At 41.8% G+C, this 25,746-nt stretch carries 26 protein-coding genes, 1 pseudogene, 2 CRISPR repeat arrays and 1 riboswitch; of the genes and pseudogenes, 8 read left to right on the forward strand and 19 right to left on the reverse strand.

The window, feature by feature from the left end; all coding sequences use genetic code 11:
- Positions 1–14: 14 nt before the first annotated feature.
- Together glgA and hemC are read right to left on the reverse strand one after the other, a co-directional pair.
- Entirely contained in the window at positions 15–1,439 is a 1,425-nt protein-coding gene (glgA, locus tag M5J74_RS15715; protein WP_015155019.1) for a glycogen synthase GlgA, read from the reverse strand.
- Between the two features lie 86 nt (positions 1,440–1,525).
- The gene (gene hemC, locus M5J74_RS15720; RefSeq protein ID WP_015155020.1) at positions 1,526–2,515 is read right to left on the reverse strand and encodes a hydroxymethylbilane synthase; all 990 of its coding nucleotides are present in this window, start codon (positions 2,513–2,515) and stop codon (positions 1,526–1,528) included.
- Between the two features lie 100 nt (positions 2,516–2,615).
- On the opposite strand from hemC, the gene M5J74_RS32770 reads away from it, so the two are divergent.
- The 6 genes from M5J74_RS32770 (at position 2,616) to M5J74_RS15745 (ending at position 6,209) form a co-directional block, all read left to right on the forward strand.
- Entirely contained in the window at positions 2,616–2,741 is a 126-nt protein-coding gene (locus tag M5J74_RS32770) for a hypothetical protein (protein ID WP_255410053.1), read from the forward strand.
- Entirely contained in the window at positions 2,731–3,177 is a 447-nt protein-coding gene (locus M5J74_RS15725; RefSeq protein ID WP_015155021.1) for a Spy/CpxP family protein refolding chaperone, read from the forward strand. The genes M5J74_RS32770 and M5J74_RS15725 overlap by 11 nt, the downstream gene beginning before the upstream one ends.
- A gap of 163 nt (positions 3,178–3,340) precedes the next feature.
- Positions 3,341–3,543, forward strand: a riboswitch (cobalamin riboswitch).
- Positions 3,544–3,580: 37 nt separating this feature from the next.
- Positions 3,581–4,564: a sirohydrochlorin chelatase gene (locus M5J74_RS15730; protein WP_106167932.1), complete on the forward strand. Its 984-nt coding sequence runs from the start codon at positions 3,581–3,583 to the stop codon at positions 4,562–4,564.
- Between the two features lie 217 nt (positions 4,565–4,781).
- On the forward strand, positions 4,782–5,072 hold the full coding sequence (sipA, locus tag M5J74_RS15735) for a regulatory protein SipA (RefSeq protein WP_015155023.1): 291 nt from the start codon (positions 4,782–4,784) through the stop codon (positions 5,070–5,072).
- A gap of 35 nt (positions 5,073–5,107) precedes the next feature.
- Positions 5,108–5,665 (forward strand): peroxiredoxin, encoded by a 558-nt coding sequence (locus M5J74_RS15740; protein WP_015155024.1) that lies wholly within the window; start codon positions 5,108–5,110, stop codon positions 5,663–5,665.
- Between the two features lie 67 nt (positions 5,666–5,732).
- Positions 5,733–6,209, forward strand: a complete 477-nt coding sequence (locus M5J74_RS15745) for a hypothetical protein (RefSeq protein ID WP_015155025.1) — start codon at positions 5,733–5,735, stop codon at positions 6,207–6,209.
- Between the two features lie 110 nt (positions 6,210–6,319).
- Here the strand turns inward: M5J74_RS15745 and M5J74_RS15750 are convergent, their stop codons facing one another.
- The 3 genes from M5J74_RS15750 to M5J74_RS15760 all read right to left on the reverse strand — a co-directional run bounded on the left by M5J74_RS15750 (position 6,320) and on the right by M5J74_RS15760 (position 7,853).
- Positions 6,320–6,880, reverse strand: coding sequence for a hypothetical protein (locus M5J74_RS15750; protein WP_250012327.1), 561 nt, complete (start codon positions 6,878–6,880; stop codon positions 6,320–6,322).
- Between the two features lie 103 nt (positions 6,881–6,983).
- The gene (locus M5J74_RS15755; RefSeq protein WP_250012330.1) at positions 6,984–7,133 is read right to left on the reverse strand and encodes a hypothetical protein; all 150 of its coding nucleotides are present in this window, start codon (positions 7,131–7,133) and stop codon (positions 6,984–6,986) included.
- A gap of 60 nt (positions 7,134–7,193) precedes the next feature.
- Entirely contained in the window at positions 7,194–7,853 is a 660-nt protein-coding gene (locus tag M5J74_RS15760) for an HpsJ family protein (RefSeq protein ID WP_250012331.1), read from the reverse strand.
- Positions 7,854–7,860: 7 nt separating this feature from the next.
- Here M5J74_RS15760 and M5J74_RS15765 point away from each other — a divergent pair, with 7 nt between their 5' ends.
- Complete coding sequence (locus M5J74_RS15765; protein ID WP_250012334.1) at positions 7,861–8,085, forward strand: hypothetical protein; 225 nt, start codon at positions 7,861–7,863, stop codon at positions 8,083–8,085.
- 6 nt (positions 8,086–8,091) lie between these two features.
- Here the strand turns inward: M5J74_RS15765 and M5J74_RS15770 are convergent, their stop codons facing one another.
- From M5J74_RS15770 to M5J74_RS15830, 13 genes and pseudogenes are all read right to left on the reverse strand, one after another.
- A complete protein-coding gene (locus M5J74_RS15770; protein ID WP_106171295.1) occupies positions 8,092–8,775 on the reverse strand; it encodes a cyanoexosortase A system-associated protein in 684 nt (227 codons plus the stop codon).
- A complete protein-coding gene (crtA, locus tag M5J74_RS15775) occupies positions 8,772–9,647 on the reverse strand; it encodes a cyanoexosortase A (RefSeq protein WP_106171298.1) in 876 nt (291 codons plus the stop codon). Before crtA ends, M5J74_RS15770 begins: the two co-directional genes overlap by 4 nt.
- A gap of 25 nt (positions 9,648–9,672) precedes the next feature.
- Positions 9,673–10,803 carry an aldo/keto reductase gene (locus M5J74_RS15780; RefSeq protein ID WP_250012336.1) on the reverse strand — a complete coding sequence of 377 codons (1,131 nt, stop codon included), beginning with the start codon at positions 10,801–10,803 and terminating at the stop codon, positions 9,673–9,675.
- Positions 10,804–10,822: 19 nt separating this feature from the next.
- A CRISPR array of direct repeats spans positions 10,823–11,224; the repeat unit is 37 nt; unit sequence GTTTCAATCCCTAATAGGGCGTTAATTGAATTTCAAC.
- A gap of 67 nt (positions 11,225–11,291) precedes the next feature.
- Positions 11,292–11,565 (reverse strand): annotated as a pseudogene (locus tag M5J74_RS15785) (Txe/YoeB family addiction module toxin).
- Positions 11,566–11,572: 7 nt separating this feature from the next.
- Positions 11,573–11,815, reverse strand: a complete 243-nt coding sequence (locus M5J74_RS15790) for a type II toxin-antitoxin system Phd/YefM family antitoxin (protein ID WP_250012340.1) — start codon at positions 11,813–11,815, stop codon at positions 11,573–11,575.
- A 153-nt stretch (positions 11,816–11,968) separates the two neighbouring features.
- Positions 11,969–14,176: a CRISPR direct-repeat array (repeat unit 37 nt; unit sequence GTTTCAATCCCTAATAGGGCGTTAATTAAATTTCAAC).
- 212 nt (positions 14,177–14,388) lie between these two features.
- Entirely contained in the window at positions 14,389–14,676 is a 288-nt protein-coding gene (cas2, locus tag M5J74_RS15795) for a CRISPR-associated endonuclease Cas2 (RefSeq protein WP_015155033.1), read from the reverse strand.
- Positions 14,677–14,697: 21 nt separating this feature from the next.
- Positions 14,698–15,702 (reverse strand): type I-D CRISPR-associated endonuclease Cas1d, encoded by a 1,005-nt coding sequence (gene cas1d, locus M5J74_RS15800; RefSeq protein ID WP_106169129.1) that lies wholly within the window; start codon positions 15,700–15,702, stop codon positions 14,698–14,700.
- Positions 15,703–15,744: 42 nt separating this feature from the next.
- Positions 15,745–16,338 carry a CRISPR-associated protein Cas4 gene (gene cas4 / locus M5J74_RS15805; RefSeq protein ID WP_015155035.1) on the reverse strand — a complete coding sequence of 198 codons (594 nt, stop codon included), beginning with the start codon at positions 16,336–16,338 and terminating at the stop codon, positions 15,745–15,747.
- Positions 16,325–17,188 (reverse strand): CRISPR-associated endoribonuclease Cas6, encoded by an 864-nt coding sequence (gene cas6 / locus M5J74_RS15810; protein WP_250012342.1) that lies wholly within the window; start codon positions 17,186–17,188, stop codon positions 16,325–16,327. The genes cas4 and cas6 overlap by 14 nt, the downstream gene beginning before the upstream one ends.
- Positions 17,189–17,211: 23 nt before the next feature.
- The gene (gene cas3 / locus M5J74_RS15815) at positions 17,212–19,488 is read right to left on the reverse strand and encodes a type I-D CRISPR-associated helicase Cas3' (protein WP_371933967.1); all 2,277 of its coding nucleotides are present in this window, start codon (positions 19,486–19,488) and stop codon (positions 17,212–17,214) included.
- Entirely contained in the window at positions 19,481–20,242 is a 762-nt protein-coding gene (gene cas5d, locus M5J74_RS15820) for a type I-D CRISPR-associated protein Cas5/Csc1 (protein ID WP_250012346.1), read from the reverse strand. Before cas5d ends, cas3 begins: the two co-directional genes overlap by 8 nt.
- A 3-nt stretch (positions 20,243–20,245) precedes the next feature.
- Complete coding sequence (gene cas7d / locus M5J74_RS15825; RefSeq protein WP_250012349.1) at positions 20,246–21,265, reverse strand: type I-D CRISPR-associated protein Cas7/Csc2; 1,020 nt, start codon at positions 21,263–21,265, stop codon at positions 20,246–20,248.
- A gap of 16 nt (positions 21,266–21,281) precedes the next feature.
- Positions 21,282–23,975 (reverse strand): hypothetical protein, encoded by a 2,694-nt coding sequence (locus tag M5J74_RS15830; protein ID WP_250012352.1) that lies wholly within the window; start codon positions 23,973–23,975, stop codon positions 21,282–21,284.
- 329 nt (positions 23,976–24,304) lie between these two features.
- Between M5J74_RS15830 and M5J74_RS15835 the strand changes: the two genes are divergently transcribed.
- On the forward strand, positions 24,305–25,168 hold the full coding sequence (locus tag M5J74_RS15835; protein WP_106171112.1) for a WYL domain-containing protein: 864 nt from the start codon (positions 24,305–24,307) through the stop codon (positions 25,166–25,168).
- A 37-nt stretch (positions 25,169–25,205) separates the two neighbouring features.
- On the opposite strand, the gene M5J74_RS15840 is transcribed toward M5J74_RS15835, so the two are convergent.
- The gene (locus M5J74_RS15840) at positions 25,206–25,643 is read right to left on the reverse strand and encodes an Rrf2 family transcriptional regulator (protein ID WP_015155042.1); all 438 of its coding nucleotides are present in this window, start codon (positions 25,641–25,643) and stop codon (positions 25,206–25,208) included.
- Between the last annotated feature and the right edge of the window lie 103 nt (positions 25,644–25,746).

Here is a 25,746-nt window from a genome sequence, read left to right on the forward strand (position 1 = left end):
TTTATTCCAATCAATTATTTGGGAATTAATTCTTCTGTTTGCGGTTGAGGTGTTTCTACTTCCTCAGTAGTGCCGTACATGGAGTTATACATTTTCACGTATTCTTTTGCCGACTGATACCAACTGAAGTCTTGTTGCATTCCCCGTTGTTGTAAATTTTGCCAGTTGGGTTTATAGTGAAATCCTTCCCACGCACGTACCATACAGGTATAAAGGTCTAAGGGTTCGTAGCGATCGAAACAATAACCCGTACCGACATTATTTTCAGGATCGTGGGGACTTACGGTATCAACTAAGCCGCCAGTACGACGCACAATCGGCACGCAACCATAACGCAACGCCATCATTTGACTGATACCGCAGGGTTCAAATCGACTTGGCATCAAGAAGGCATCGCTACCAGCATAAATACGACGGGCAAGGGCATCATTGTAGAGTAAATACGTTGCCATCCGCCCGGGAAAACGCGATGCCATCTGCCATAATTGAGTTTCGTAGTAGCGATCGCCCGTGCCTAAAATAATAATTTGGGCATCGGTATACGAGAGAAATCGATCTAAAATTTGGATTGCCAAATCGATGCCTTTCTGTTCTACCAGCCGCGTCACCATTCCCACTAAAAAGGCTTTGGAGTTTACCTCTAACCCCACTTCTTCTTGAATGGCAACTTTATTTGGCTTCCGCTGTTCTAGCGTTTCAGTTGTAAAAGATTTAGCAATATATTTATCGTTTTCTGGGTTGTAAACATCAACGTCAATTCCATTAACAATACCCCATAATTTACCGCTAATAAAAGACATTAAACCTTCAAGAGTTTCGCCATAAGCTGCCGTTTGAATCTGTTTGGCATAAGTTGGAGAAACTGTATTCACGCGATCGGCAAATTGCACCGCCGCTGCCATTGTATTATGTCCTTGCATGTACCAAGGACACCACGTAATCTTCTCTAAATACCAGCGCCAGGGACCTTGATAAGCCAAGTTATGAATCGTAAATACGCTGGTAATATCAGGCGATTGGTGCATCCAAACGGGAATCATCCCTGTATGCCAATCGTGACAGTGGACAATATCGGGTTTCCAATAGTTCCAGCAAAATTCTGCTGCGCCGTTAGCAAACAAAGTGAAACGCCAGTGTTCGTCTTCCCCAGAATAAATGCGACGGGGTGCAAATGCCGGATGCCCGAATAAATACAAGGGGACATCAGTTCCAGGCAGCACGGCTTCGTAAACCTTAAAATCCTGAAACATGGCAGCTCCAGACCAGATTGGATCTTGGGGAATCTCCATTTTGTCTGGTAGAAAGCCATAATAGGGCAGAAAAATTCGCACGTCATGCCCCATTTCTCTAAGAATTTTCGGTAACGCTCCGACGACATCGCCCATTCCGCCAACTTTGGCGACTGGCGCTGCTTCTGCGGCAACAAACAAAATTCGCATGTTTAGTGAGTAGTGAGTGGTGAGTAGATTGGTAAAGGTCGCTCTGTATAGAGACGTTACATGTAACGTCTCTATACGTAACGTCTCTACAATACCTGTCCGCGTTGAATTTGCGCGAAGATTTCGGCTAGTATCTCTTGCGCTCCTTGTTGACGAAGGCGTTGGGCTAATTCGATGCCAAGCTTTTCTGCCTCTGTAGGCGCACCAGTTACGGTATCTTTAACCAATCTTTGCCCGTCTAAACTAGCTACCATACCCGTGAGAGTTAGCACATCTCCCTCAAGGCTAGTGTTAACGCCAATAGGCACTTGACAGCCACCTTCTAATTCCCGCAAAAAGGCACGTTCGGCAAGAGCGCGATCGCGTGTGGGTACGTCTTCGATCGCCTTAATTAGAGATAAGACTTCTTCGTCACCCTCACGACATTCTATTCCCAAAGCGCCCTGTCCGACAGCGTGCAAGGAGATTTCTGCTGGAATGACCCGATCGACGCGATCGCCTAATCCTAGTCTTTGTAGTCCCGCTACTGCCAATACTAGGGCATCATATTCTCCAGCATCGAGTTTTTGCAGGCGTGTAATTACGTTACCACGCACATCTTTAAATGCTAGGTGGGGGAAGTGATAGCGTAGTTGTGCCAGTCTGCGTAAAGAGGAAGTCCCGATGACGGCTCCTTCTGGCAATGTATCGAATTGTTTATCTTTATACTTAGAATGTAATACTAAAGCATCTGCCGGATTTTCTCTTTCTGTGACCGCTCCCAACATCAACCCTTCCGGTAAGCGAGTCGGCAAGTCTTTCAGGGAATGTACGGCAAAATCAATTTCCTGATTGAGCATCCCCACTTCTAACTCTTTAGTAAATAACCCTTTATCACCAATCTTGGCAAGGGCAACGTCGAGAATTTTATCCCCTTGAGTAGACATGGTGTGGACTTCAAAAGTGCGATCTGGAAAAGCTTTTTGCAGTTGTTCTTGCACCCAATAAGTTTGAACTAAAGCCAATTGGCTCTTGCGCGAACCGATGCGAATTGTGCGGGTAGGGCTGGAAACCGTGGGTGAGGCGTTAGAGGACATACTAAAGCAGCATTTATAGCTTAAATCTGAGTCACTCGATCTAGACTACCGCAGGACTGCACCCAGTGGTCAGTGACCAGTGACCAGTGACCAGTGACCAATGACCATCATGACTAAAGTAATAGTTAAATTCGTTACTTTCTCCACAGGCGATCGCGGTTTTTCGATTTTTATGATGGTGATATCAAATCTTAGAAACGCCAGAGAACGCTACCATGCAATTTAAACTTATCCCTTTATTAGCCAGCGCGATCGCCTTGAGTATTGCCACCGTACCGCTAGCAGCTCAAGCTGAACCCGTTGCACCAGGATTGCAAATAGCCCAAGCTCAAGATAAAATTCCACCTCGACTTGAAAAACTGGGGCTAACTCAGGAACAAAGAGATAAAATTGCCGAAATCCGTCGCAATACCCGCACCCAAATCGAAGCAGTTATGACACCAGCACAGCGGGAACAACTCAAAACCGTTAGAGAAAGCAGACAACGCCGTCGCGAAGCGTTAGCTTCTCTCAACCTAACTCCAGAGCAGAAAACCAAAATGCAACAAATTCGTCAATCTGCCAAATCTCAGTTTGATGCAGTATTAACCCCACAACAGCAACAACAACTACAGCAAATGAGACAAGAACGAGGCTGGAAGGGACAAAGAGGCGATCGCTAAGAAATTCGGAATTCGGAATTCGGAATTCGGAATTAATAAACCTCTTGCTACGCACCACGCACGACTCCCTGCTCCCTGATAACTGGTCACTGGTCACTGGTCACTGGTCACTGGTCACTGGTCACTGATACCCCCTCCCCCAGTATTTTTGTTGTAGGTCAAATCAGTTAAGATATCTAGGCACAAGTGAACTGTAATAGCATAGGGAAACATCGGTGTAAGTCCGAGGCTGTGCCGCAGCTGTAAATGATTTTGTCGCTTGTCATTTGTCACTTGTCATTTGTTGCTCTAACTGCAAATGATAAATGACTGATGAACGATGACGAATAGTAAGCCAGAATGCCTGTGCTGTTATCCGCTCACGCTATTTCCTGCGTCGCACGGGAAAGGAGCTAAAATCTCAATGCTTAGCGATCGCCATTTAACTCCGTTGGAAGATATTTCTTTGCAATTACCACCTCTGCCGCTACAGCGTCCTCTATTACTGATCGGTCATGGAACTAGAGATGAAGCTGGACGGCAGAGCTTGCTAGATTTTGCCTCTGCATACCAAGCTTTAGATACCTCTAGACCAGTTCTACCCTGCTTTCTGGAACTGACGGAACCAACAATTCAGGAAGGGGTAGATCGATGCATCGAGAAGGGTTTTACGGAAATTTCCGTGCTGCCAATTTTGCTGTTTGCCGCACGGCATAACAAATTTGATGTAACTAACGAACTCGATCGCGCTAGAGCCAGACATCCGCAGCTCAAATTTTACTACGGACGGCATTTTGGGATTACGCCCGGAATTCTCGATTTGTGGCGATCGCGTCTAGCAGAAATAGACCATCCTCAAATTCAGCGTGCAGACACTGTATTATTATTTGTCGGTCGCGGTTCTAGCGATCCTGATGCTAATGGCGACGCTTGCAAGCTCGCCCGTATTCTCTGGGAAGGTAGCGGCTATGCTACTGTAGAAACCTGCTTTATCGGCATCACGCACCCGCGCTTAGAAGCAGGGTTCCAACGTGCTTTACTCTATCAGCCAAAACGGATTGTTGTTTTACCTCACTTTCTCTTTACGGGTACGCTAGTTAAAAAGATTTTTGATGTCGCAGCTCAACAGCAACAAAAATATCCCCAAATTGAAATCGCCTGTTTGCCAGAAATAGGACTGCATCCGCTCCTATTTAGCATTCTCAGAGAGAGAGAAATCGAAACCCATTTAGGTCAAGTCCAGATGAATTGCGAGATGTGCAAATTCCGCCTAGCGGCTGTAGCAGGTGACACGCATTCTCATAGCCACGACCATCACCATCATCACCACCACGACCATCACCACCCGCCTGTAGATCCTTACGCTAATGCGGTAGACTATCATCAAAAAATCTGGCAAGTTCCATAATGGATTTGGTAATAGGTAATGGGTAATGATGGTTGGTTATTAGTACAGTAGGGTGTGCAATCGCGTCGCGTAACGCACTTACGCATATTTCAGAAATCAAATATGAGTGCCTATAGTCATTAGTCATCCGTCATTTGTCATTTGTGAATAACTAGTGACTCACGACCAACGACCAATTACCAATTACCAATTACCAATTACCAATTACCAATTACCAATGACAAAAGAATTCACCATAGGCGAAACGGTCCGAGTTATCGCCTTGCCACCTTACATTAAAACCGCCGAGCCGATGCCGATGCTGCGTCCTCCCGATACAATTCGTCTGCGGGAAGAAGGGATAGTTACGGATCGCCGTCCTGGGGGATATTGGGTCGTCCGGTTCGATCGCGGTACTTTTCTGCTCGATAGTCAATATATTGAGAGCATCACATCAGAAGCAGAATCACCACCTGCATCTCACGTAGAACCATCTTTACCTGCGGATTCCGATCGCAGCGATGACTAATGTAAACTTATGTTAACTGACTTGCAGTTGACATCATGATATCTCGTCGTACTTTTTTAACTTCTGTTTTTGCGTGTTGCTTGTCTATTTTGGTTTGGTGTCATTTTGCTACCCCAGCCTTAGCGCTTGGGGGTAAACTACCACCAGTGAACCAACCCGCACCGCAATTTACCCTACCTACCAATACGGGAGATGGAGAAGTTTCCCTTTCCGACTTGCGCGGTCAGTGGGTCGTACTTTATTTTTATCCCAAGGACTTTACAGCAGGCTGTACCCTAGAAGCCAAGCGGTTTCAGCAAGACTTACCCAAATACATCGACAAAAATGCTCAGATTATTGGCGTGAGTGCTGATTCTATCGATTCCCATGCTGAATTCTGCGATTCAGAAGGGTTAAAATTCCCTTTGCTTGCTGATACCACAGGGGAAGTGAGTAAAGCATACGGTTCGTGGATTGGTGTTGTTTCGATGCGTCATAGTTTTCTCATCGACCCAGATGGGATTTTACGCGAAACTTTTGTGAAGGTAAATCCTGCCATTCACAGCACGGAAGTTCTAGCACGGTTAGAGGAATTACAAAAAAACACTGCCTAAAAGCTAAAGTGTAGAGACGTGCCATGTTACGTCTCTATTTTTTTCAGCTTAGTTTTCAGCGTGTCTTATGGACTTCGAGCCGAAATACCAGCCTATTAGACGGAAAGTCAGGTATCAAGTCAGCGATCGCGAATCGATTGAAATTACCGATCGCAAACCTTTAGAAATATTACGAGATACGGAAGGATTAATCCGCCGTCAAGCTGTAGCCGCGATCGTCCCAGTTGTATCGCAGCCATTAGCAGCTAAAATCGAATCGGCTTCAGAGGTTGCGGAAGACTCGTTAAGCGTGTTAGCAGAAATCGATCTCGATGCGATTAGCGATGTGGAGTTACAGCCAGCCAGAATCTTAGTTGGCTTGAGTTTTGTTGGTTTTGGCGCACTGGCGATCGCTTTACTAACCTTGTTTATTTACACCCTGCATCCTCAACTTACCCGCCAGCAACAAATTCACCAATACTGGTATCCTTACGTCTTTTTTGTCTCTTTAGGCGTGACAGGGTTGCTAACTTTAGGGCGAGAAATTATGCGTTTTACCAGATAGGGAGCAGGGGGAAGAGAGCTGAGGGAGCGATCGGGAGCGCAAGGTTGCTGAGGGAGAGTCGCAAAGAAACCTCTCGCAAGAGCGCAAGAGCGCCTTTCACCAACTACCAATTACCGCATCATCCCAAACTGACTTCCGCCACGAATCATCGATTTGCTGTTGGCATCAAGATCGATCTGACACTGAGTTGGAATAGCACTGAAGTCACAAGTGTAAGTGGCTAGAAGTTGCTTTTGCTCGTTGAAAACTCTCAGATTATAGCCGCGATCCATAGCATCAGTACCAAAATGATGCACGAACTCGTATTGTTGAATATAGTCTAAAGAATTCCAATTTTGCCGTTTTACTTGCAAGTCGATGCGTCCTGAATCGCCATTTTGTTGAGCGGGATAAGCCAGCCAATGACTCAGCAAATCTCCACCAAACTGCTCTTTTGCCCACCACAGACTGGGAGTTGTCACAGTGTCTTGAACAGTGTCTTGAGATGCAGTATTTGGCGCGATCGCGCGATCGTTTTGGTCAATTGTCGCTCGCGTTAAACCCAGTTCTAGCAGAGCTCGAGAAGGCTGAGCCGTAACTATTTGTAACGTTGAGTTTGAGTTTGGCAATGGCGCGATCGCCCCCAAGCTTATTCCCAGTAATATTCCTGACGATTTCCAGAATGAATTCATCACCCTTGCTGCTGGCTGCTACTTTAACTTGTATCTCGACTTTATTAACATAATTTCTGCTTAGTGGCAAGGAAATTTATGATTGGAAAAAGTGAGTGGGAAGCTAGAAGTTAGCAGTGATGGTAGTTGGTAGTTGGTGATTGGTAAGAAAGTGGTGCGTGTTGATGCGGGTGTAGGGGAGCCAGCGCCGTGTGGGAGGTCGGTGTGTTGTGGGGTGTGGGGTGTAGTGGATTGTTAACTGGTCACTGGTCACTGGTCACTGGTCACTGGTCACTGGTCACTGGTCACTGCTCCCTGCTCTCTGATTCTGCACCTACGATCCAAATTGACTTTGGTTGACGATTTTGCGGGTTTTCTGCCAAATAACTAGAAAGAAAGTTCCAGAGATGAGCGCTCCTAAAGATATTTTGATTGTATTTTTGATTTGCGTTCCAAGATTATTTTCGCGGCTAGCTGCTTGGGCTTGAAGCGATCGCTCGTTCTGAGATAAGCTAGCCAACAGTTGTTGTTTGACTGCTTCTGGATTTTCTATTGTTGGCGGAGTAGCCTGCGGATTGAGTTGGCTTAAAATTGCCGATACATCTGTTGAAGTTTGTGCTTTATTTATCTGTTCTTTTAATTGCTGAATTTGTTCTAATCTGGTAGCAATTTGACCGGAACTTTGTTGGTCAATTCTGACGATAGCGCTAATAGATAATGGAATGAGCAAAAAATACAAAACTCCTCCTAATAAACTCAACCAAGACAGAAATTTAAATATCCGAAATTGAGATTCTCCAATTAAAACAAAAATGAATCCTAAAATTGGTACGGGTGCGCGTTCTACAATTTGATTTGCTAGCTGAAACTCCCACACGGGATTAGTAAAATTGAAAGGAATCAGAATTGCTAGCAGATCTAATAAAAATAAAGATAATAAAGTATAGCCTGCTAAACGAAATAATGGTTCGAGATGACTGTGCGATTGTGCCACAAGATGGATGACCTGTTGTACTGTTTTCTTTGAGACAAAGGAGAGGGGGAAGACAAGGGGGACAAGGGGGACAAGGGAGACAAGGGGGACAAGGGAGACAAGGGAGACAAGGGGGACAAGGGGGACAAGGGGGACAAGGGAGACAAGGGGGACAAGGGGGACAAGGGGGACAAGGGGGACAAGGGGAGCAATTCTAGTCACTAGACACCAACCACTAGTCACTCTTTACTAATAATTGTTAAATTGGAGGAAGGCGAGAACTCCACCACTTATATGAAGAAAACCAAGCCTGTTCTAAGGTAGAGTAAGCTTCGGACGTAGGCTGTTTTAAAGGTAAAGATAAATGAGTCCAAATGCAACGGTTATCTCTTAATTCTTGTCTTCCCAACAACCATAATGCAATTCGTGGAAATTGAAAATCATAGCGCAAGCGATTTGCGTCAAATTGGGAAGGAGTGAACGTACTACCACCACGAGAATTAATACATGCATTTAAATATGCTCTTTGTTGGTGTACGAAAACTGCGTAATAACCTAATTGTGGATTGTGGCGAATTTGCAGTGGAGATTGATTGGTTGGAAATGATAGATTAAGATTGTCTGCGATCGCTTGTTGTCCATCTCCTACAGTATTTAATTCATAGCGCGCATCAACATCGAGTAACAAGTCGTTTTGCTTGTATTGATAGCGTCTACCTGGAAATGCTACCTTACCATATGGTTCTTGTTCTACAATTCGATCTGGTAGCGGTTGACTTGCGACTTGCTGCCACTGTGGAAGAGGAACTGTAGCAGGAAATGTAAAAGGGGTAACTTTTCGCTTACCAATGTTTGAATCGAGTAACACTCGACTAGATACAAACAATACATTGACAAATGTGAAAATTAATAGCGGTGTTCGCAAGCGTTGCCAAAACTTCATAGTTCAGAAAGTTCTCTCTTGTCTGAATGTTCGGAAGGTAATCTTTTACTAGTTAAATAACAGAATCCTCCAAATAATAAAGTAGAAGTTAGAAAAAAAACTTGCGAACCCGTACCGATGTGCCAGTATTTAAATGTAGCTTCGGCTGTGTAAGCGTGTAAAATGGCTAGAATAGCGACTCGTACTCCATTGACAACAAAAGCGATCGCAACTGCGGCTAAAGGAACGAGGATTTTTTGCATTGTTTTTGTCGGAAACATGACTAAAAATAATACAGATAGTTTTAATAAAGGAAATATACTTTCCCAACCAGAACAACCAGCAGCTACCTCTACAGCTTTGCCATTAGCTAGAACAATATTGACTCCCTCTCGATAAAATTCTACTCCTAGATAAGTTAAAATTAAAGACGCAAAATTCGCCGTGTATAGAGCTAGAATGCCAATTCGATTAATTAGCAACTCTACAGGAATCGAAAAAGCAAAGATAATGATTATCTCTTGCCAATATTGATGTAATTTGTTGGCTCCAGAAGCAAGTAAAACCAATCCTATAGCAGCGATAAAGGGAATAAAATGAAATAAATTGTCGAAACTAGTCATCCATAGACTTCTGAGGAGAACAAAGCCTAGAAGACTAAAGCCGAGGAAGCTAGAAACAATATCGCTTTGTAAAATTAATTTGTGACGCTTTTCCCATATTAAAATTGCCACAGCCAACCAACAAAGAAGACTGAGAATAAATTGATTTGAATCGGCATTACTCCGCCAAATTAAACTTGCATGAATAGTCGCTATACCACTCGCGATCGCCATTAACCAAAATTGCGGTTGTTGTAGCGATCGCCATTCATTTTGGGAAAAAACTTTCATAAAATTACCAATTACCAATTACTAATCATCCCCATAACCTACGTCTAGGAGATCCATTCAAGCGATCGTGAGTATCAGATAATAATTGCGGAATATCTAATTGTTCGGGACAGCGCGGTAGACAATCACCACACTGAGTACATTTATTTGCTTTCATGCCAGGAAACCAGTGTCCGGCATTTTCAAACATTTGATAACGATATTTGCCGTACTCCTGCATATTGTATGCAATAGTCAGATTTCGCAGGCGCAAAACTTCGGGAATATTAATTTTTTCAGGGCAAGGCAAACATTTGTAGCATTGACTACAGCGATCGCTTGCTAAAGTTGTAGCAGCATGAGTTTCTAAGCGCTGTAATACTTTAATTTCTGCATCAGTTAGAGGTGTGTCACAGTCAGCGACTTGTAAAGGGACGTTTAACTCTTCTGGGGTGGCTGCACCGATGCTGAGGGTAGTAATACGGCGATCGCTTAGTAAAAAGCGATAATTGAGTTCTAATGGGGAAAAAGGCTGGCACAAGTCTTTAAGCGTCTCTGGTGGAGTGTATAAGAGTCCTCCCTTATCCGCAGGAGAGATAATAAATACACCCATATCTTTAGTATGGGCGAGTTCTATTGCTGGGGCATGACGTTGAAAAAAGTAGTAATAATGTAGGTTGACAAATTCAAATAGATCGGTCGCGATCGCTGCTAGTATTACATCTAAAGATGCGTGAGTGGAAAAACCAACGTGTCTTACCCGTCCATCAGCAACAGCTTCCCGTACTGCTTGCATACAACCATTTGGTTGTTGTACGAGATCGAGATGTTCCCAAGTGTTAATTCCGTGAATTCCCAAGCAATCTAAATAATCGACTCCAATACGTTCTAAAGACTCATTGATGTAACAACGCATCGAGTCTGCATCTGTCGTAGGGGAAATTTTGGTTGTGATGTGAAGTTGGGAACGGGGGACAGGCAAACCTTTTTTCAGTGCTGCACCGAGATATAATTCGCTGTTACCATAGCCTCTAGCTGTTTCGATGTGATTGATTCCTAGTGCAACTGCGCGATCGATTGTTTTATAGGCATTTTCCTCCGAAGCCAAGTAACGCATCGTGCCTAACGAAAACACCGAAAGATTGAGATTTGTTTTGCCAAATCGTCGGTAGTGCATTGGTTCAGTCTGTACTAGGTTCAATCCCTAATGGGAGACAACTAAATTTCAACCATAGCGCAGCAGGCGATCTTATTCCAGCACTTCCAAAAAAAAAGTCAATTCCTAATAGGGAGATCGTTAAATTTCAACATGCACGGTGTAGCCTGTTCTTTTGGTTTCATTGCGGTTTCAATCCCTAATAGGGAGGCAATTAAATTTCAACGCGATCTAGCTATCTTGGTATCTGCAATTAATCGTGTTTCAATCCCTAATAGGGCGTTAATTGAATTTCAACAATCAGCTCAGTCTCTTCTCTAATCTGCAACCCGGTTTCAATCCCTAATAGGGCGTTAATTGAATTTCAACTATTCGAGCCATTAATCGAGTAGTAGGAAATCGCAAGTTTCAATCCCTAATAGGGCGTTAATTGAATTTCAACGCAGTTGATTGCACGGCTGTATTGGCTCCAGGGGTTTTGCACTTTCTGGTCTAGTTATCATGCTGTCTCACTCATAATGCGTCCACATTCTCACAACTCTCACGATTCGTTGTTTCTCTAGCACTTCATAGACTAGGCGATGCTGGATGGATATTAATTCGTCGGGAATAGTAACCTGCTAAATCCCCCACCAATTTCTCGTAGGGTGGGGGGTTTTGGTAAGGATTCTCTGCTAACACTGCTAGCAATTGCTCTGCTTTTGGCTTCAGTCCAGCAGACGCTAGTTTTTGAGCGTCCTTTTGAGCTTGTTTGGAGTAAATCAGTTGCCACTCGCTGCTCACTACTTGCTTACCACTCCAGCTTGGTTGCACTCTCTTCGATTGGCTCTTTACTGGCTTCCAGGATTGATTCTTTCATCCCTGGAATTGACATCAGGTATAGCGTTTCTTGAATGGCAGTCCAGTCTTCTAGGGAGACTAGCACGGCGCTGTGGTGCTGTCCTTTGATTGTGACTGGCTGGTGAGATTCTGCTGTTTGGTCAATTAGCTTGTAAAGGTTGTCTCGCGCTTCTGTGGCTGAAAAGATGTTCATGTTACACGTCGGGATAACGTTGTACATTCATTCTATTCGGATGTCGAGCGAGCTGTTTTTCCTGTTGGGAAAGTAGTATAGGAGCTGATGCCTCGTCAAACTCAGTATTTCTCTACTGTAAGGCTTTGATGCCTCATCACTGACTCATCACTTATTTCAATCCCTAATAGGGTGTTAATTAAATTTCAACAGAAAGCTTTTAAAGTTCATTGCGTGCAATTGAGTTTCAATCCCTAATAGAGAGACAATTAAATTTCAACGCGATCTAGCTATCTTGGTATCTGCAATTAATCGTGTTTCAATCCCTAATAGGGAGACAATTAAATTTCAACATCGCGCAATGGCAATCTTGCAAGCCGATCCCTCTACGTTTCAATCTCTAATAGGGCGTTAATTAAATTTCAACTCCAGTCCCAACCATGCCGCTCTAGATAAGGTCGCCGTTTCAATCCCTAATAGGGCGTTAATTAAATTTCAACGGAAGCTCTACCCCTGCAATGCTTTTGGAGGTTGTTTCAATCCCTAATAGGGCGTTAATTAAATTTCAACAGCCTTTATTTATATTAAGAATAGTTCTTCGATTGTTTCAATCCCTAATAGGGCGTTAATTAAATTTCAACCGCTTTATCTCTCTCTCTTTGCAATTGGCGCATTTCGTTTCAATCCCTAATAGGGCGTTAATTAAATTTCAACATTCAACTTCCCATTGGTTTGCTATCTATGTTCTTGTTTCAATCCCTAATAGGGCGTTAATTAAATTTCAACACAACGAATTCAAGCATAGACTCGATCATGTCATGTTTCAATCCCTAATAGGGCGTTAATTAAATTTCAACCCTTAGAAATCCGCATTAACCGCTTTATCAAGCGCGTTTCAATCCCTAATAGGGCGTTAATTAAATTTCAACTTAAGGTTAATCTCAAAATTAAAAACTAGCTGCTTTTGTTTCAATCCCTAATAGGGCGTTAATTAAATTTCAACATAGCCATTCGTACACCCATCGCACCAAGAACTACGTTTCAATCCCTAATAGGGCGTTAATTAAATTTCAACCTGGATTTACACAACGCGATCGCTCAAAATTCACATGTTTCAATCCCTAATAGGGCGTTAATTAAATTTCAACCAGAATTAGCCGCAATCTCGCGATAGCGGGAACGACTGTTTCAATCCCTAATAGGGCGTTAATTAAATTTCAACATTGGGACAGGTGAGCAAACCTGGGACGTTTTCGATGTTTCAATCCCTAATAGGGCGTTAATTAAATTTCAACTTCTCGGCTCTAATTCTTGAACCCACTGCTGAATACGTTTCAATCCCTAATAGGGCGTTAATTAAATTTCAACAGGCAAGTATAGGGGGCTTCTTTAAAAAGTCCTAGTTTCAATCCCTAATAGGGCGTTAATTAAATTTCAACGCACCAGGACGCTAACAGCAGCACCTTCCTTGTTTCAATCCCTAATAGGGCGTTAATTAAATTTCAACAAAAACGATTCTTGTCTGCTAGTACCTAATGCTCTAAACTGTTTCAATCCCTAATAGGGCGTTAATTAAATTTCAACTCTCGCCCTAATTCGCAATAACCGCAATAAAAACAGTTTCAATCCCTAATAGGGCGTTAATTAAATTTCAACGGTCAACCACCCAGCACTCCCAGCCGTCGTAATCTGGTTTCAATCCCTAATAGGGCGTTAATTAAATTTCAACTTTCACCGCAGGGTACATTGCAAAAATGAATCAAATAGTTTCAATCCCTAATAGGGCGTTAATTAAATTTCAACCCCTAGTAGCTAATCCCCTATCTCCAACTCCACTCACACCGTTTCAATCCCTAATAGGGCGTTAATTAAATTTCAACTCTAATAATAATTTCCTTTAATGATGCGATTTCCTTGTTTCAATCCCTAATAGGGCGTTAATTAAATTTCAACTTCCCGGTAGCAGTGGCTGTATTGTCCTTAGGTTTCAATCCCTAATAGGGCGTTAATTAAATTTCAACCTCAATCCTTGGTGCTGAAACTTGGGCGGGAACGTTTCAATCCCTAATAGGGCGTTAATTAAATTTCAACCAGCCATTATTTATCTCTCTAGTTATTGTCTACGTTGAGTTTCAATCCCTAATAGGGCGTTAATTAAATTTCAACTCGCGCCGCGACCGCTGCGATCATATTTTTTCCCCCGTTTCAATCCCTAATAGGGCGTTAATTAAATTTCAACTTTAGCAGCATTTTCGTCTCGCCCGTTCACTGTTTGTTTCAATCCCTAATAGGGCGTTAATTAAATTTCAACGCCCTGGGGGAGTCAATCGCGGGAGTGTATAAGCGTTTCAATCCCTAATAGGGCGTTAATTAAATTTCAACGGCGGGAGCCTGAAAACTAAGCCATATTTAGTTTTCAAGGTTCGAGAGCGCGGATAAAGCAATAATAGCATCACAAAAGCTGGTTCATGCAAGGTACAAATTGTGAAAACCTAGACGTAGCAAGGAGCGCGGTGGGTCATCAGCTATTATTCCTGTAAACTACTGTATCGCGCCGATCGCCAGCATTTTTTTCAAACTCTCTGTACCAACACCTACCCATCCGCGCATTCAGCAAAGAAAATAGTGTCATCATAAACTGGTTCACCACCAATACGCTCAACTTTACCAAAACAGCAGGCGCATAGAAAATAAAATCGAATACTATCAGTATCCGGCTTAATTAACTTATTTAAACGCCAACGTAATTTAGCATATTGAGTATCGCTCAACTGGCATTCAAACACGCTGTACTGCACCCATTGCCCGTAAGACTTAAGAACGTTATGGATTTTGGTACGGCGCTTATCTTCGGAGATATCGTAAGAAATAACAACATTCATGGTGATTTTCTCCCCTCACGCCTACTTCAAAATCAACGGTGGATATTTCTCACTTTCACCCATTAAGTATTTCGCTAGTAACCGTGCTTGTAGTTCAAATGCTTCTTGGTAACTACATTTACGTCCTAGAACTGGGTGCTTGAACTCAGATTGCTTCTTCTGCGCGTATAAGCGCAAGAATGTTTTTCGCCCTTCCCCAGTCAGAGATACCGCATGACTTAACGGTTCCGTCACAAATTCTGCGGGTGTCAAAAGTCGCTTATTCAAAGCAGATAACACGACTGCATCTACTATTAGGGGACGAAACTCTTCCATTAAATCCAATGCTAGCGCTGGTCTACCATAACGTTCGCAGTGTAGATATCCTAAATATGGATCGAACCCAACAATATCGATCGCCCCTTGTATATCATGCCGCAATAATGAGTAGCCAAAGCTGAGTAAAGAATTAACTGGGTCAGTCGGCGGACGGCGGCTGCGCGTGGTAAAAGTAAATTCTGTAGCCCGAATCAGTTGATGGAAGCAGTTGAAATAAGCCGCACTACCAGCACCCTCCAAACCGCGCAGCGAGTTAATACTGTTAGTCGTGTCAATCGGTGCGATCGCCTGCTCTAAACGTGTAATATATGCTGATAAATCTAAGTCTGGAAATTCCCGTTGGCGACGGATAAGTAGATTTCGGTAGTTTTTTAGCTTACCGCGCACAAAACCTTGAACTACATGAATTGCTTGAACTGACTCACCAGCTGCTTGCCATTGTGCCTTGCGAACAAAAATGTTTTTACTAACTTCTGGCTCCAATCTACCTAAATAACGACCTGTTTCTGTCAGAAAAGTCAGAGGTATATGGCGTTCGAGTAGTTCGGAAATCGCCGCTGGTGAAACGGTAGCACGTCCCATAACTACAACACCATCTATTTTAATTAACGGCACATCTAAAATTGTTTTTTTATCAAATCTGACATGAAGACGTTCATCTGCTTTGCCAATAAAAGCATCTTCTTGAGTGATATAAACCGTACCCATAATTGCATTTGTAGTCGATAAGTTACATCAATACAACTAAACTTACTTGGCTTCTTGATAGCGTCCGATCTTATCTACAGCACCAGGCAAGCAGCGTGAAAATAAGCTACATCCATCACAGCGTTTTGTTTTAATAGCCTTTGGTATCTCTCCTGTCATTAGCAATGTTTGAACGGCTTGAATAGTTGCGATCGCACTTTGACGCAATTGGTTAGTAATTTCTACTAGTTGACGTTGGTGCGAATGAGCATAGTAAATATAGCCATTACTAATACATTGTCCAGTCATTTCTTCTAAACACAAAGCTTGGGCGCAAACTTGTAGTTCGTCGTTATCCCATTCTCCTTTACGTCCTCGCTTGTATTCCACTGGATACCATTGACCGTTTTCTACTTCAATTAAATCAGCCTTTCCAATTAATTTGTATCGTTCGGACTTCAGCCAAATTGCTCGAATTTGCCGAGTTTCTTCTCGACTTCCTTCTCCTAACGTATGAACGCGATCGTGTAAACTCGTTCCTTCAATTGTGTATTGGTTATCGATAAATTCCCCTACACAAAACATTCGCCAGCAGCGGTGCGGACAGTAGGCATATTGATTTAATGCAGCGATAGGAATGTAATCAAGATCGTCCATGATTTTTCATATTTGAAGAACGCGAATCAATTGTTGACAGACGGCGTACCATGCCCATACCCATTGTTGTTTTACGTCCTACACCCGTATATAAAGCAAAGTCAGCTAAAGCGTTAATTTGCTTAATTACTATTGGTTCGACATCTCCAAGAATGCGATAGCTAATTTCACCAATACAGCCAATAAACTTACTATTATAATTGCTAATTACTTCCGTTTGAATCTTGACAAAACTTGGATAAATTGAGTCAAAGGAGATATTAGTAAATTCAATTCCACTATATTTATGCCAACGTCCTAAAAGACTGTTGAAAACGCATTCTTTGACGGGAAGAATCGTATCGTATTCACCTTGACGAAAGGATACAGGCGTAGTAAGAGTGAAGCTAAGAGTGCGATCGCGATCGCTAGCTTGTTCGTATAGTTGGGTATAGGTGCAAGCATTTGCCCAAGGTTGCATCGATTGGGGAGTACCGAGAATACTGGTAATATACAAGTCTGCGGAACCTAAATGCCAAGGGTGTTTTGGGTTAAGATTCAGCCACAGTGGGGTTAATTTGCTAAATAGAGTGTCATCGAGTAGGGAAATACGCCACCAGCAGGGAGTACCTGCGGGAATGGGTTTTTGATGACCAAATTGTAAGGTATTGTGATGTTTGTGCTGTCGTTGTATTTGCAGGGGTGAGAGGGTGAAAGCTTTATCTGCATTGGATTGATGCAGGTAGTTTCCCAAGGTTTTATCGACAGAACTAATGAGGGTGAGGAATAAGGCGTGGAGATGTCTGCCAGTGAGAAATTCAGGGTAGATAGGAGATTGCGGAATGAGGTTGAGGACGAGGCTGTGAGGCATAGTGAGTTTTGACTTAATGGAGATTAAACAATAAAAACTTCATCATCTGGAAGACGTAGCTGTTTAAACTTCATTGCCATTGTTAAGATTCCTGCCAAGCCTACTAAAAACTCGTATTGTCTTTCACCATCATTGCAAGCAATGGTTATAGGGTATGAAACAATTCCTTGTTTATGTAACTGGAAAAGAGTAGCAGCATTAGTTCGAGGACAAATAATGACTCCTGGTAAGAGATATTTTGATAACGCCTGTAGTTCAGGTGTCGGACGTATTGCTCCTCCAACACTGCGAATAATTTGACAATTTTTAAAAGCTGTTAATTTATTCAGTTCCGTATTGATAAACTCTTGTTGACGATCGAGATATCGCATTCTAAAACTCAGTTTATAAGTCTCGATTGCGCGAGTTCTGATTTCGATAAAATCACCGTTTTGGGCAAATTCGTAATAGCGTAATAGATGAAAAGGATCGATTTGACTTTTCTCAGTTTCATCTAAGATAAAACCGAATGGATCGCAAATAGGAAGGCTTTCAAATAAACTATAGCGAAAAGTAAATAATGGGGCATAGCTTGTACTAAAAACCTCAGCGAACTCTTTGAGTTCAGCAACTACGTCATTTTGTTTAAAAATATCTTCGTATGCGTCTATTGTCGTGCGTCCGGCTTGTAAATCATCCCACTCTTCAGGTGATTTTACCTTGATATATTTTTTGACAAAAGCTCGTCCACCTTTGATATATTTCCAGTCTTTTTTTAATTTATCTAAAGACATTTGAGCAATATTTTCAGCACCTTGCAAAACTTTCATTCTGTAGCGATAGTCTTCCCAAGTGCGATTTCCCCCCAAAATTGATTTTAAAGTATCAAACAGTTTTGGAATTAATTCAGCAACTGCTAGATTTTCAGAATTTTTTTCCAGTTCTAATAAAGGACGTGCAATTTCTAGAGATGCTTCTGAACGCCAGTAAGCTGTTAAAAAAGGCTTATCTAAACAGGGAAGCGTATCGAGTATCTCTTTTAGCGCTGTACGACCCCCAGTCGTATTAAGAGAATTTAAGCCTTCTTGCCAAGCATTCGCAGGCAAGTAAGCAATAGCTTCTGAATCGATGTTAGTTTCCGATTTACCTAAAACACGCCCGACTCTACCTATTCTCTGCCAAAAAGCAGCGCGATCGCGTGCTGAAAAAATTAACCAGTCTAAATTCTGTCTGGTTGGTTCGGGGTTTCTTTCAAAGTTAAACCCTACATCTACAGTGCTAGTAGCCAAAATAACTTGACACTGCATAGCCTTTTGTCTATCTTGTTTAGGTGCAGGTCCCGTAATGCGTCCGATATAATCAGTGAGTCCTCGATTATCTAAAACTTTTTTGAGCAGATTAATATTATCCAAAGAGTCCAGAATTACAGCACCATTTTTATCTGGACTTTCTTGCAAACGATGGACAACTTCTGTGGCTAATTCTGCTATCCATGCTTCTTTGCTATCTGGCTTCGGTCTTAATTCTAAGTTAACTGCTGTTTGTGACGGGACAAAATTAGTATGACCTGCTTCTCCATCAATTCTCGCTATCTTTACACCAGCCTGTTTCAAATTTTCTAATGCTGATTCACAAGCTGGTTCTGGTGTTGCTGTCAGCAATACTATCTTGCGTCCATGTTGAAAAAAGCCAAAGACTTGAGAGTATGCTAGATAAAACAGCATTCCTACTAGCTGTTTAGCATCGTAGAGGTGAAATTCGTCAAAAATGACTGTAGAAAATTTGGTGTAAAAACTAGCAGCAATATTATCTCTATCTAGCTTGTTGTATGCAAAAAAAGTTGCATAGTAGAAAATATCAGGATTCGTTATTAACAGAATTGGTGTATTTGCTCCAACATCATCAAAAACTGTAGCAGGATTTCGCAAGACATTATATAGTTTTTCTCCTGAACGACTGCCAACTTTATCGTTAGACCAGCTTTTAATGTCTTTAGCCGAAGCTGATTTAACAATATGAGGTAAGTTAGCCTCACGCACAAACTGTTTAGCTGCTTCTGTTTGCTGTTCAATTAAAGCATTAGTTGGTGCAATATAAATAGCACTTTTATTTTGCTGATGTTTTAAAACTGTTAATCCTGCTTTAGTTTTACCCGTGCCAGTCGGTACTAAATCGAGGATAATATCGGCATTTCTAGATTTTTCAAATACATCGACTTGATGCTGAAGTGCCTTTGTCATGAAAGATATCTTTTTTGGCAAAGCTGCACAAAACGAAATACTACGAGGTTCTAGCCTAGTAACTAATCTTTGTTTATTCATCCCTACTTTCTCTACCACAAAAATATAAATCTGCTGGTACAATTGCTTCATCAATCTGCCAAGCACAACCTCGAAAACGTAGATTTTTAATAATAGGTGCGGGAGGAATAGAAATTAAATCAAAAGCTAAAGTTTCTAGTTGTTGTGGTAAATCGGCAGAATTTAGATAATGTTGACTTTGATATTCACCTTCTGGTAGTAAATTCACCGATGATTCATTGAGTATGTTGACTTTAACTTTACTCATAAATTTACCAAGACGAATATAATCGGGTAATTGGCTATTTCCAAACACCAAAGTTTGAAATCTGTTACCGCGTTCAATCATTCGTAGTCTTCCAGTTTGTGGAAAATTACTGGCTCGAAATGAATTTGGCTTTTTTCCTGTTGCTTTGAGAAATGGTAAATCTTCTCTTGCAGTAGCAACCCGATTATTAGTCATTGAATACCAATAAGCATCAGAAAGAGCGTTAAAACGTTCAAATCTGAATGTAATTCTATCCAGAGGTGAAGCTGGTAAGATATAAAAATCTCGTGCAATTGGTTGTAAATCTTCTTTGTAGGTTGGTCGTCCTGTAGCCTGACCTTGGAGACGATATGGAGAATTTACCAAACCTAAAGCGTAGGTAAGAGCATAATTCCCAATCACCCCCTCAGTATAATAGGTATCAGACAACTCCCTAGAGGCAAAAAAGACTGGTTCAAGACAGTGTAATTCAACAAGTTTTGCCTGCTGAAAAGGAATTGTTGACATAATCTAACTCTCTACTTCAACTGAATTATTTTTTCCTTTACCTTTAGCCTTTTTCTTATCAGATGCAATTTGACGGAAAGGTTCGTACGATTGGCTTAAGCGTTTCAGAAAACTATCACGTTCTGCTACTGACCAATGAGTTTCTACATCAGCAATTAAATTGACTAATTCTGCTTCAGATAAATGCACAGATACCCCTCTTTTATTTCTCCAATTTGCAATGACTTGCTGGCTAGCTGTAATTAATTGGTTGGAATTCAGGGGGTGTTCTAAAGGCTTACCTAAAACATCATAAGTAGCTTGTACGAGTTCTAGAGAACTAGGAAGTTCGGTAATACTGCCAAAAACACCTAATATTTGATTTTCCATGCGTCCTACACGACTGGACACAGCACCGTAACGACTAGTAAATAGAATATTACCGATGACATATCGTAGTTCATCAGCGGTTACATCTTTGAGAGTGACGACATCCAGAAAATGCACGCCTGGTTTGATATATTCGCTTGTATTTAAAGCTGTGGAAGCGTTACCTTTTTCATCGCGCATCGTACCATTTTCATAAATGGCGTTAATTGTGCGATCGCCTACAACGTCACTAGCAGGTAAAATACTGAAAGCATCTTCAGTCCAAATACGGCTTTTCTGTGCGCCACCACCACCAGCAGCGAAACCATAAAGGAAGCAATCTACGCACATTTCGCAGGGTGAATTAGTATTTAAAGAGCAAAGAGCGCCATCTTTACTATTAGTATATAAAAGCTCATGCGCTCTTAAATGCTCTCTGCCATAGCGTCTTTCCGGTGCTACTTGTTTACGTTTAGTCATTACCAAACGTTGAATGATATTGTCATTAGTAACACCAGCTTGAACAAACTCACTACACATTGGTTCGCCAGAACCTTCTGTACGAAAGATAGTTTCAGAATGAGTTTTTCTTAAAACTACTAAAGTAAGAAAACGTCCTTTAGGGAAATTTTCGTAAGTGGTTGCTAGAAGTGAAGAAAGCTTTTGAATCGACATAATTAACTCCTATTAATTAAGTATTGGTAGTATTTTCATCTGAATCGTCTTGAGATTGAGATTTTAGTTGCTTGCGTGCTTCCTCAAGAAAGAATAAATAAGCAGCTTCTAAAGTTTTTCGGTCAGATAAAAACTTTTCAGGACGTGCTGAATAAACTTCCTCATATAGTTTCCGTAATACATCGTAATAACGCTTAACTTGCTCTAACTTTGTTGCACCTACACCGTGTTCGCGGATACGATCCAAACGGGTGTGGTATTGTTGTATCAAAGCAGCAAAAATCATCTCCAAATCTAAATGAGATTTTTGAGTACGAATAGCAGCAATAAAAGCTGTGAAAGGTTCTGTTTGAGCAGTACGTTTGAAAGAGCTTCCCCAGATTTTTGCCTCCGCTGCTATTTGAGCAGCTTCTTTGAGATATTTAGTTAATAACGAGTTTTCATTAGGCATAAGATTGTTCAACAAAATATTTAATGGTTCGCAAATACGATTCCAAATTGCATTCAAATTTGGTTCATCTTGTTCTCGTAAAATCCAACGTAATAGAATATAATAAAGTTCTATTGGTCTAGCACAAGCGCGAGCTAAATCGTACAAACAATCATCGGCTTTCTGAATACTCGCCACAGATATTGCTAGTTTGCCAATACAACGCAGTCTCTCTAGAATTTTTTCCGCGTCTTCACTCTGCTGATATTGTCCACTTCCGAGCAAAGGTTGTAGTGCAGCAGGTATTCCCTCTACTCGTCCATAAACATCATCAAACAACTCAACTTCTAAGTTGCTACTAAGAGTAAAAGGGAAGCCAATATCTAAAGACAAAGATATTTCTAAACCGAGTCTCAGCGATTTAAGTAAAGCTAAAGAAGCATTAGCTTCTCCCCACACTATAGGAATAATCACTGTTGTATGTAAAAATTCTGGACGTTTAGGTAATGCTGCACCAACTACTTTGTTAGCTTTAAATTCAAGTTTGTTATCTTGATATAGCTGAATTTCATCAACAGTGACAGTGCCACCCTCAGCATTTTTTGCTGCAATTTGTTGTAGAAGTTCGCGCCAGATTCTTAATAAATCAGGTGCAGAACCTTTAGGTAAGGCTAAGTGTAGATATATGGGATCTTGCTTTTTAACACTAGGAAAATTTGCCCCAACTGCCATCAATTGATAAGCTAAAGCTGCAATTGAATCTGCTTGTCTTTTAGGTTCTGCATTGATACCACCTGGTAAGCGGTTAGAAAAAGCTTGTACTTTCGTACCAGGAGGCATATTAGCTGAAATTAACTCGTCTATTTCAGTAGAAGTAGAGCCTAAAGAGCATCTTTGTCTAGGATTTGCTTCTATATAAGCATTTAAATCATTGACTCCATTTAACCGAATAGCAAAAGGTAAATTTACCATTCTGTTAACTTCTGTAATTAGTTCCTCAGATACTTCTATCTCTTCTGAAGTTTGTGTACTTTCCTTTCTGAGCTGAAAAGATTCTTTGAGAGCTTCTTTAATACCTTCAATCCCCTTAATAGCAGCTTTGGTAGCAAATAAAGGTCGCCCATATTGACCATTAAACGGCTCAAGTGCAATACGTTGCTGTTCAGAAATACCAGTGTGACGAGCAATTTTATCCCAAACTTCTTTAGGGCTTAATCCTACCTTACGGTAGCTGAGATAAGCAGCCTTTAATCCTTCAGATACGGCAAATTCGTCTGCATCACTGGCAGGTATTAAACCAAGTTCAGTTACTTTGTTTATTGCATCTGCACCAGCCGCATCACCCCACTTAGTCACATCTTTAGCAATCTTGTCTGATTTATAACCAGCTTTTTTCTTTTCTAAAAGAGCCTCGACATTGATTAACACTTCCTCAATATTTTGTTGAATAGCTGGATGAGCAATCTTAATACCATCCTTAGTAGGTCTAACAAGTCTTTCAATATTATTCCCAAAAACTCGGTCGATTTTACCTTGCCAAACACCCGCTATTTCTTTTGTCAAATTTACTTTTGGTAGGGCTTCACCTTCAAATAATGCTCCATCAGGGAAAATTGCTAAAGAATTTAACCCATGCTTGTGTAAAACTTCTTCACAAGCACCTAGTAGTAGGGCTGTAATATAGCCTTTATCTTCAGTTAAGCGTAATCTAAACAGGTTGCAGCTTCGCCCAAAAGCAACAGTTAATTCCGTTTCTAGTTTGCGAAAACGCTTTTCATCTGGAATTCCTAAATCAAACAAATCAGCAGCCGTCAGCATCGCCGCCCATCGTTCAATGTCTGGGTCTTCTGGTAAAAATCTTGCCGCATCGCTGATGTTGTGACCTGAATGGCGTTCAATTAGCTTTCTAACTAATTCAAAGTCATCTTCTGTCACCACAAAAGTTAGTACACAAGCTTTTTCCAGTTGTTCTGTTAAAAAGTCCTTATTTCTAGCTAGAGTTTTGACATTACGCCCTTCAGTATCTAATTTATTCAAGTCATGAACAGCCGTTGCAGCTAGCAGTAAAGGTCTTTTATCTTCAGATACGCCTGCTATTCGGCTAACTGTCAAAATGAACTGACACGCAGAATCTAAATGTTCCGCAAGAGTCGTTCCTTTCCTGACCCCATACTGATGATGATGTGCGTGATTTTTGTATATCTGGGGGCGAATTTCACTGAAATAACGCTCCTCCAAACTTTTGGGAGGGCGATTTAAAAGCCTGTTGCGCTTAATCATATACAGTTATTTCAATCCAAAATCAAGTCTAGGTTGACAAGCCAATTTTTGAGATGAGTGCTTATACGGAGACAACCTTGTGGAGTCATACTAATTCTTAATGACTACAGCGGAGAAGACCCCCCAACCCACGGACACTTTGCTCAAGTCGGGAAACCCGCCCACGCAAGTGTCCTCCCCTTAATAAGGGGGCTATGACGCTTGATTTAGTGCAAAGATTAACAGAATTGCTACAAGGCTGTGTCACTGCACTTTTTGTCAATAGACTATTTATAATTACATTTATGAATATGGCACAGTATTGCTAAAAGTGCAACTACATTTTGTAAATGCCTCGAAAAAAAGACACGATTACACTGTCAATTCCGCCAGGAACCAAGGAAAAACTAGAAGCGATCGCCCGTCGCCTCAATATTCTTTGGGGCAAAGACCCCAGTATTTCGGGCTTAATCGTGGCGATCGCCCAACACGCTGTAGAGGTGGGAAAGCCGTTCACGCTTGACTCTAACCAAGTCAACGCCTTGCAGCAGGCTATCAAAGCGCTTAACGATGCAGGTCAAATTGGCGAATCTCAAACTATACTTACACTTTTATTAGAGCGAGGAAACCTTGATGCATCAATCCGCCAATCATTGCTCAAACAAGCCAGTAAGCTCTTACAAGCATGGCGAAGTCAAATTGATGAGTATAGACAAAAGCAACAACCGTTTTATTTGTTTTATGAAAATTCCCAAGGTGAAGAACTACAGTACACCGTGCGCTATGCCGAACCGCGCTTTTTCGATAAGCGGTATTACTTACTCATATGGTGCGAGGAAACGGAAGATGTAAAAAATTCGATTCCCAACTTACCCGAACTTTGGCACAATCGCACTTTAATCTTCGATCGCATTCGTTTAATCGTACCCGCAAGCGGTGAATGGCGAGAGGGATTAGATCATCTAAAAGTATACTTACACTTTCAGGGTTGGATGGTGAAATCCTATGAACGTAGGGAAGATGACTTAGAAGACGAAACAATTGGGGATGTGCGTCAAGTCGTGCGGCGAGTTGTTAACGAGTTTTGGCTGATTCGAGAAGTCCTGCGTTATCGGCAAGATTGCGTCATTGTATCACCACAGAGTATGCGCGATCGCCTCAAACAAGAACTCCTTGCCATGTGCCAGTTGTACGATATCGAAACCAAAAGTTAAATATGGCAAAGATACGAACTAAAAATATCGCTTAAGCCTAGATATAGTACATATAATCTAACTGCCGACGAGCGGCAACGCGATCGCACAAGTCTTGGAGCGTATAGTTTTGCCAAACTGCATTCGCCGCCTGTTCTGCTGATTGCCAAATTTCCTCAACTGCGCCTCGTTCTGCTCCTTCAGCAGTGCTTTGCTCTACAGAAGATGCGATATCTAATCCTTCAATACATCGCAAAGCATCTAGCAGCGTAATTTGGCGTGGTTCGCGTGCCAGGATGTAACCACCCTTAGCTCCACGGATACCCTTAATCAGTCCGCCTCGCCGCAATATTGCCAGCAGTTGATCCAAATAACGCTCTGGTATATCTCGTCTGGCTGCTATCTGCCGAATTTGGAGCAACTGAGCGCTCTGATAAGCATTCGCCAACTCTAACAGCGCCAGCAGTGCATATTCAGATTTGCTCGAAAGTTCCATTGGAAAAACTAGCCGGAAAGGACGATGTTTTTACTTTAGGTGACAAGATGGCGCGAAACAAATAGAGTTTCTTATCAGCATGATAAACAAAATTCATCGATCC

The organism is Chroococcidiopsis sp. CCNUC1 (genome assembly GCF_023546805.1).
GTDB classification, from domain to species: domain Bacteria; phylum Cyanobacteriota; class Cyanobacteriia; order Cyanobacteriales; family Chroococcidiopsidaceae; genus Chroococcidiopsis; species Chroococcidiopsis thermalis.

What these genes read in the sequence shown, in the direction of transcription:
- glgA (WP_015155019.1), bottom strand. Translation starts at nt 1,439, where the DNA reads ATGCGAATTTTGTTTGTTGCCGCAGAAGCAGCGCCAGTCGCCAAAGTT.
- hemC (WP_015155020.1), bottom strand. Translation starts at nt 2,515, where the DNA reads ATGTCCTCTAACGCCTCACCCACGGTTTCCAGCCCTACCCGCACAATT.
- M5J74_RS32770 (WP_255410053.1), top strand. Translation starts at nt 2,616, where the DNA reads ATGACCATCATGACTAAAGTAATAGTTAAATTCGTTACTTTCTCCACA.
- M5J74_RS15725 (WP_015155021.1), top strand. Translation starts at nt 2,731, where the DNA reads ATGCAATTTAAACTTATCCCTTTATTAGCCAGCGCGATCGCCTTGAGT.
- M5J74_RS15730 (WP_106167932.1), top strand. Translation starts at nt 3,581, where the DNA reads ATGCTTAGCGATCGCCATTTAACTCCGTTGGAAGATATTTCTTTGCAA.
- sipA (WP_015155023.1), top strand. Translation starts at nt 4,782, where the DNA reads ATGACAAAAGAATTCACCATAGGCGAAACGGTCCGAGTTATCGCCTTG.
- M5J74_RS15740 (WP_015155024.1), top strand. Translation starts at nt 5,108, where the DNA reads ATGATATCTCGTCGTACTTTTTTAACTTCTGTTTTTGCGTGTTGCTTG.
- M5J74_RS15745 (WP_015155025.1), top strand. Translation starts at nt 5,733, where the DNA reads ATGGACTTCGAGCCGAAATACCAGCCTATTAGACGGAAAGTCAGGTAT.
- M5J74_RS15750 (WP_250012327.1), bottom strand. Translation starts at nt 6,880, where the DNA reads ATGAATTCATTCTGGAAATCGTCAGGAATATTACTGGGAATAAGCTTG.
- M5J74_RS15765 (WP_250012334.1), top strand. Translation starts at nt 7,861, where the DNA reads ATGACCTGTTGTACTGTTTTCTTTGAGACAAAGGAGAGGGGGAAGACA.
- M5J74_RS15770 (WP_106171295.1), bottom strand. Translation starts at nt 8,775, where the DNA reads ATGAAGTTTTGGCAACGCTTGCGAACACCGCTATTAATTTTCACATTT.
- crtA (WP_106171298.1), bottom strand. Translation starts at nt 9,647, where the DNA reads ATGAAAGTTTTTTCCCAAAATGAATGGCGATCGCTACAACAACCGCAA.
- M5J74_RS15780 (WP_250012336.1), bottom strand. Translation starts at nt 10,803, where the DNA reads ATGCACTACCGACGATTTGGCAAAACAAATCTCAATCTTTCGGTGTTT.
- M5J74_RS15790 (WP_250012340.1), bottom strand. Translation starts at nt 11,815, where the DNA reads ATGAACATCTTTTCAGCCACAGAAGCGCGAGACAACCTTTACAAGCTA.
- cas2 (WP_015155033.1), bottom strand. Translation starts at nt 14,676, where the DNA reads ATGAATGTTGTTATTTCTTACGATATCTCCGAAGATAAGCGCCGTACC.
- cas1d (WP_106169129.1), bottom strand. Translation starts at nt 15,702, where the DNA reads ATGGGTACGGTTTATATCACTCAAGAAGATGCTTTTATTGGCAAAGCA.
- cas4 (WP_015155035.1), bottom strand. Translation starts at nt 16,338, where the DNA reads ATGGACGATCTTGATTACATTCCTATCGCTGCATTAAATCAATATGCC.
- cas6 (WP_250012342.1), bottom strand. Translation starts at nt 17,188, where the DNA reads ATGCCTCACAGCCTCGTCCTCAACCTCATTCCGCAATCTCCTATCTAC.
- cas3 (WP_371933967.1), bottom strand. Translation starts at nt 19,488, where the DNA reads ATGAATAAACAAAGATTAGTTACTAGGCTAGAACCTCGTAGTATTTCG.
- cas5d (WP_250012346.1), bottom strand. Translation starts at nt 20,242, where the DNA reads ATGTCAACAATTCCTTTTCAGCAGGCAAAACTTGTTGAATTACACTGT.
- cas7d (WP_250012349.1), bottom strand. Translation starts at nt 21,265, where the DNA reads ATGTCGATTCAAAAGCTTTCTTCACTTCTAGCAACCACTTACGAAAAT.
- M5J74_RS15830 (WP_250012352.1), bottom strand. Translation starts at nt 23,975, where the DNA reads ATGATTAAGCGCAACAGGCTTTTAAATCGCCCTCCCAAAAGTTTGGAG.
- M5J74_RS15835 (WP_106171112.1), top strand. Translation starts at nt 24,305, where the DNA reads ATGCCTCGAAAAAAAGACACGATTACACTGTCAATTCCGCCAGGAACC.
- M5J74_RS15840 (WP_015155042.1), bottom strand. Translation starts at nt 25,643, where the DNA reads ATGGAACTTTCGAGCAAATCTGAATATGCACTGCTGGCGCTGTTAGAG.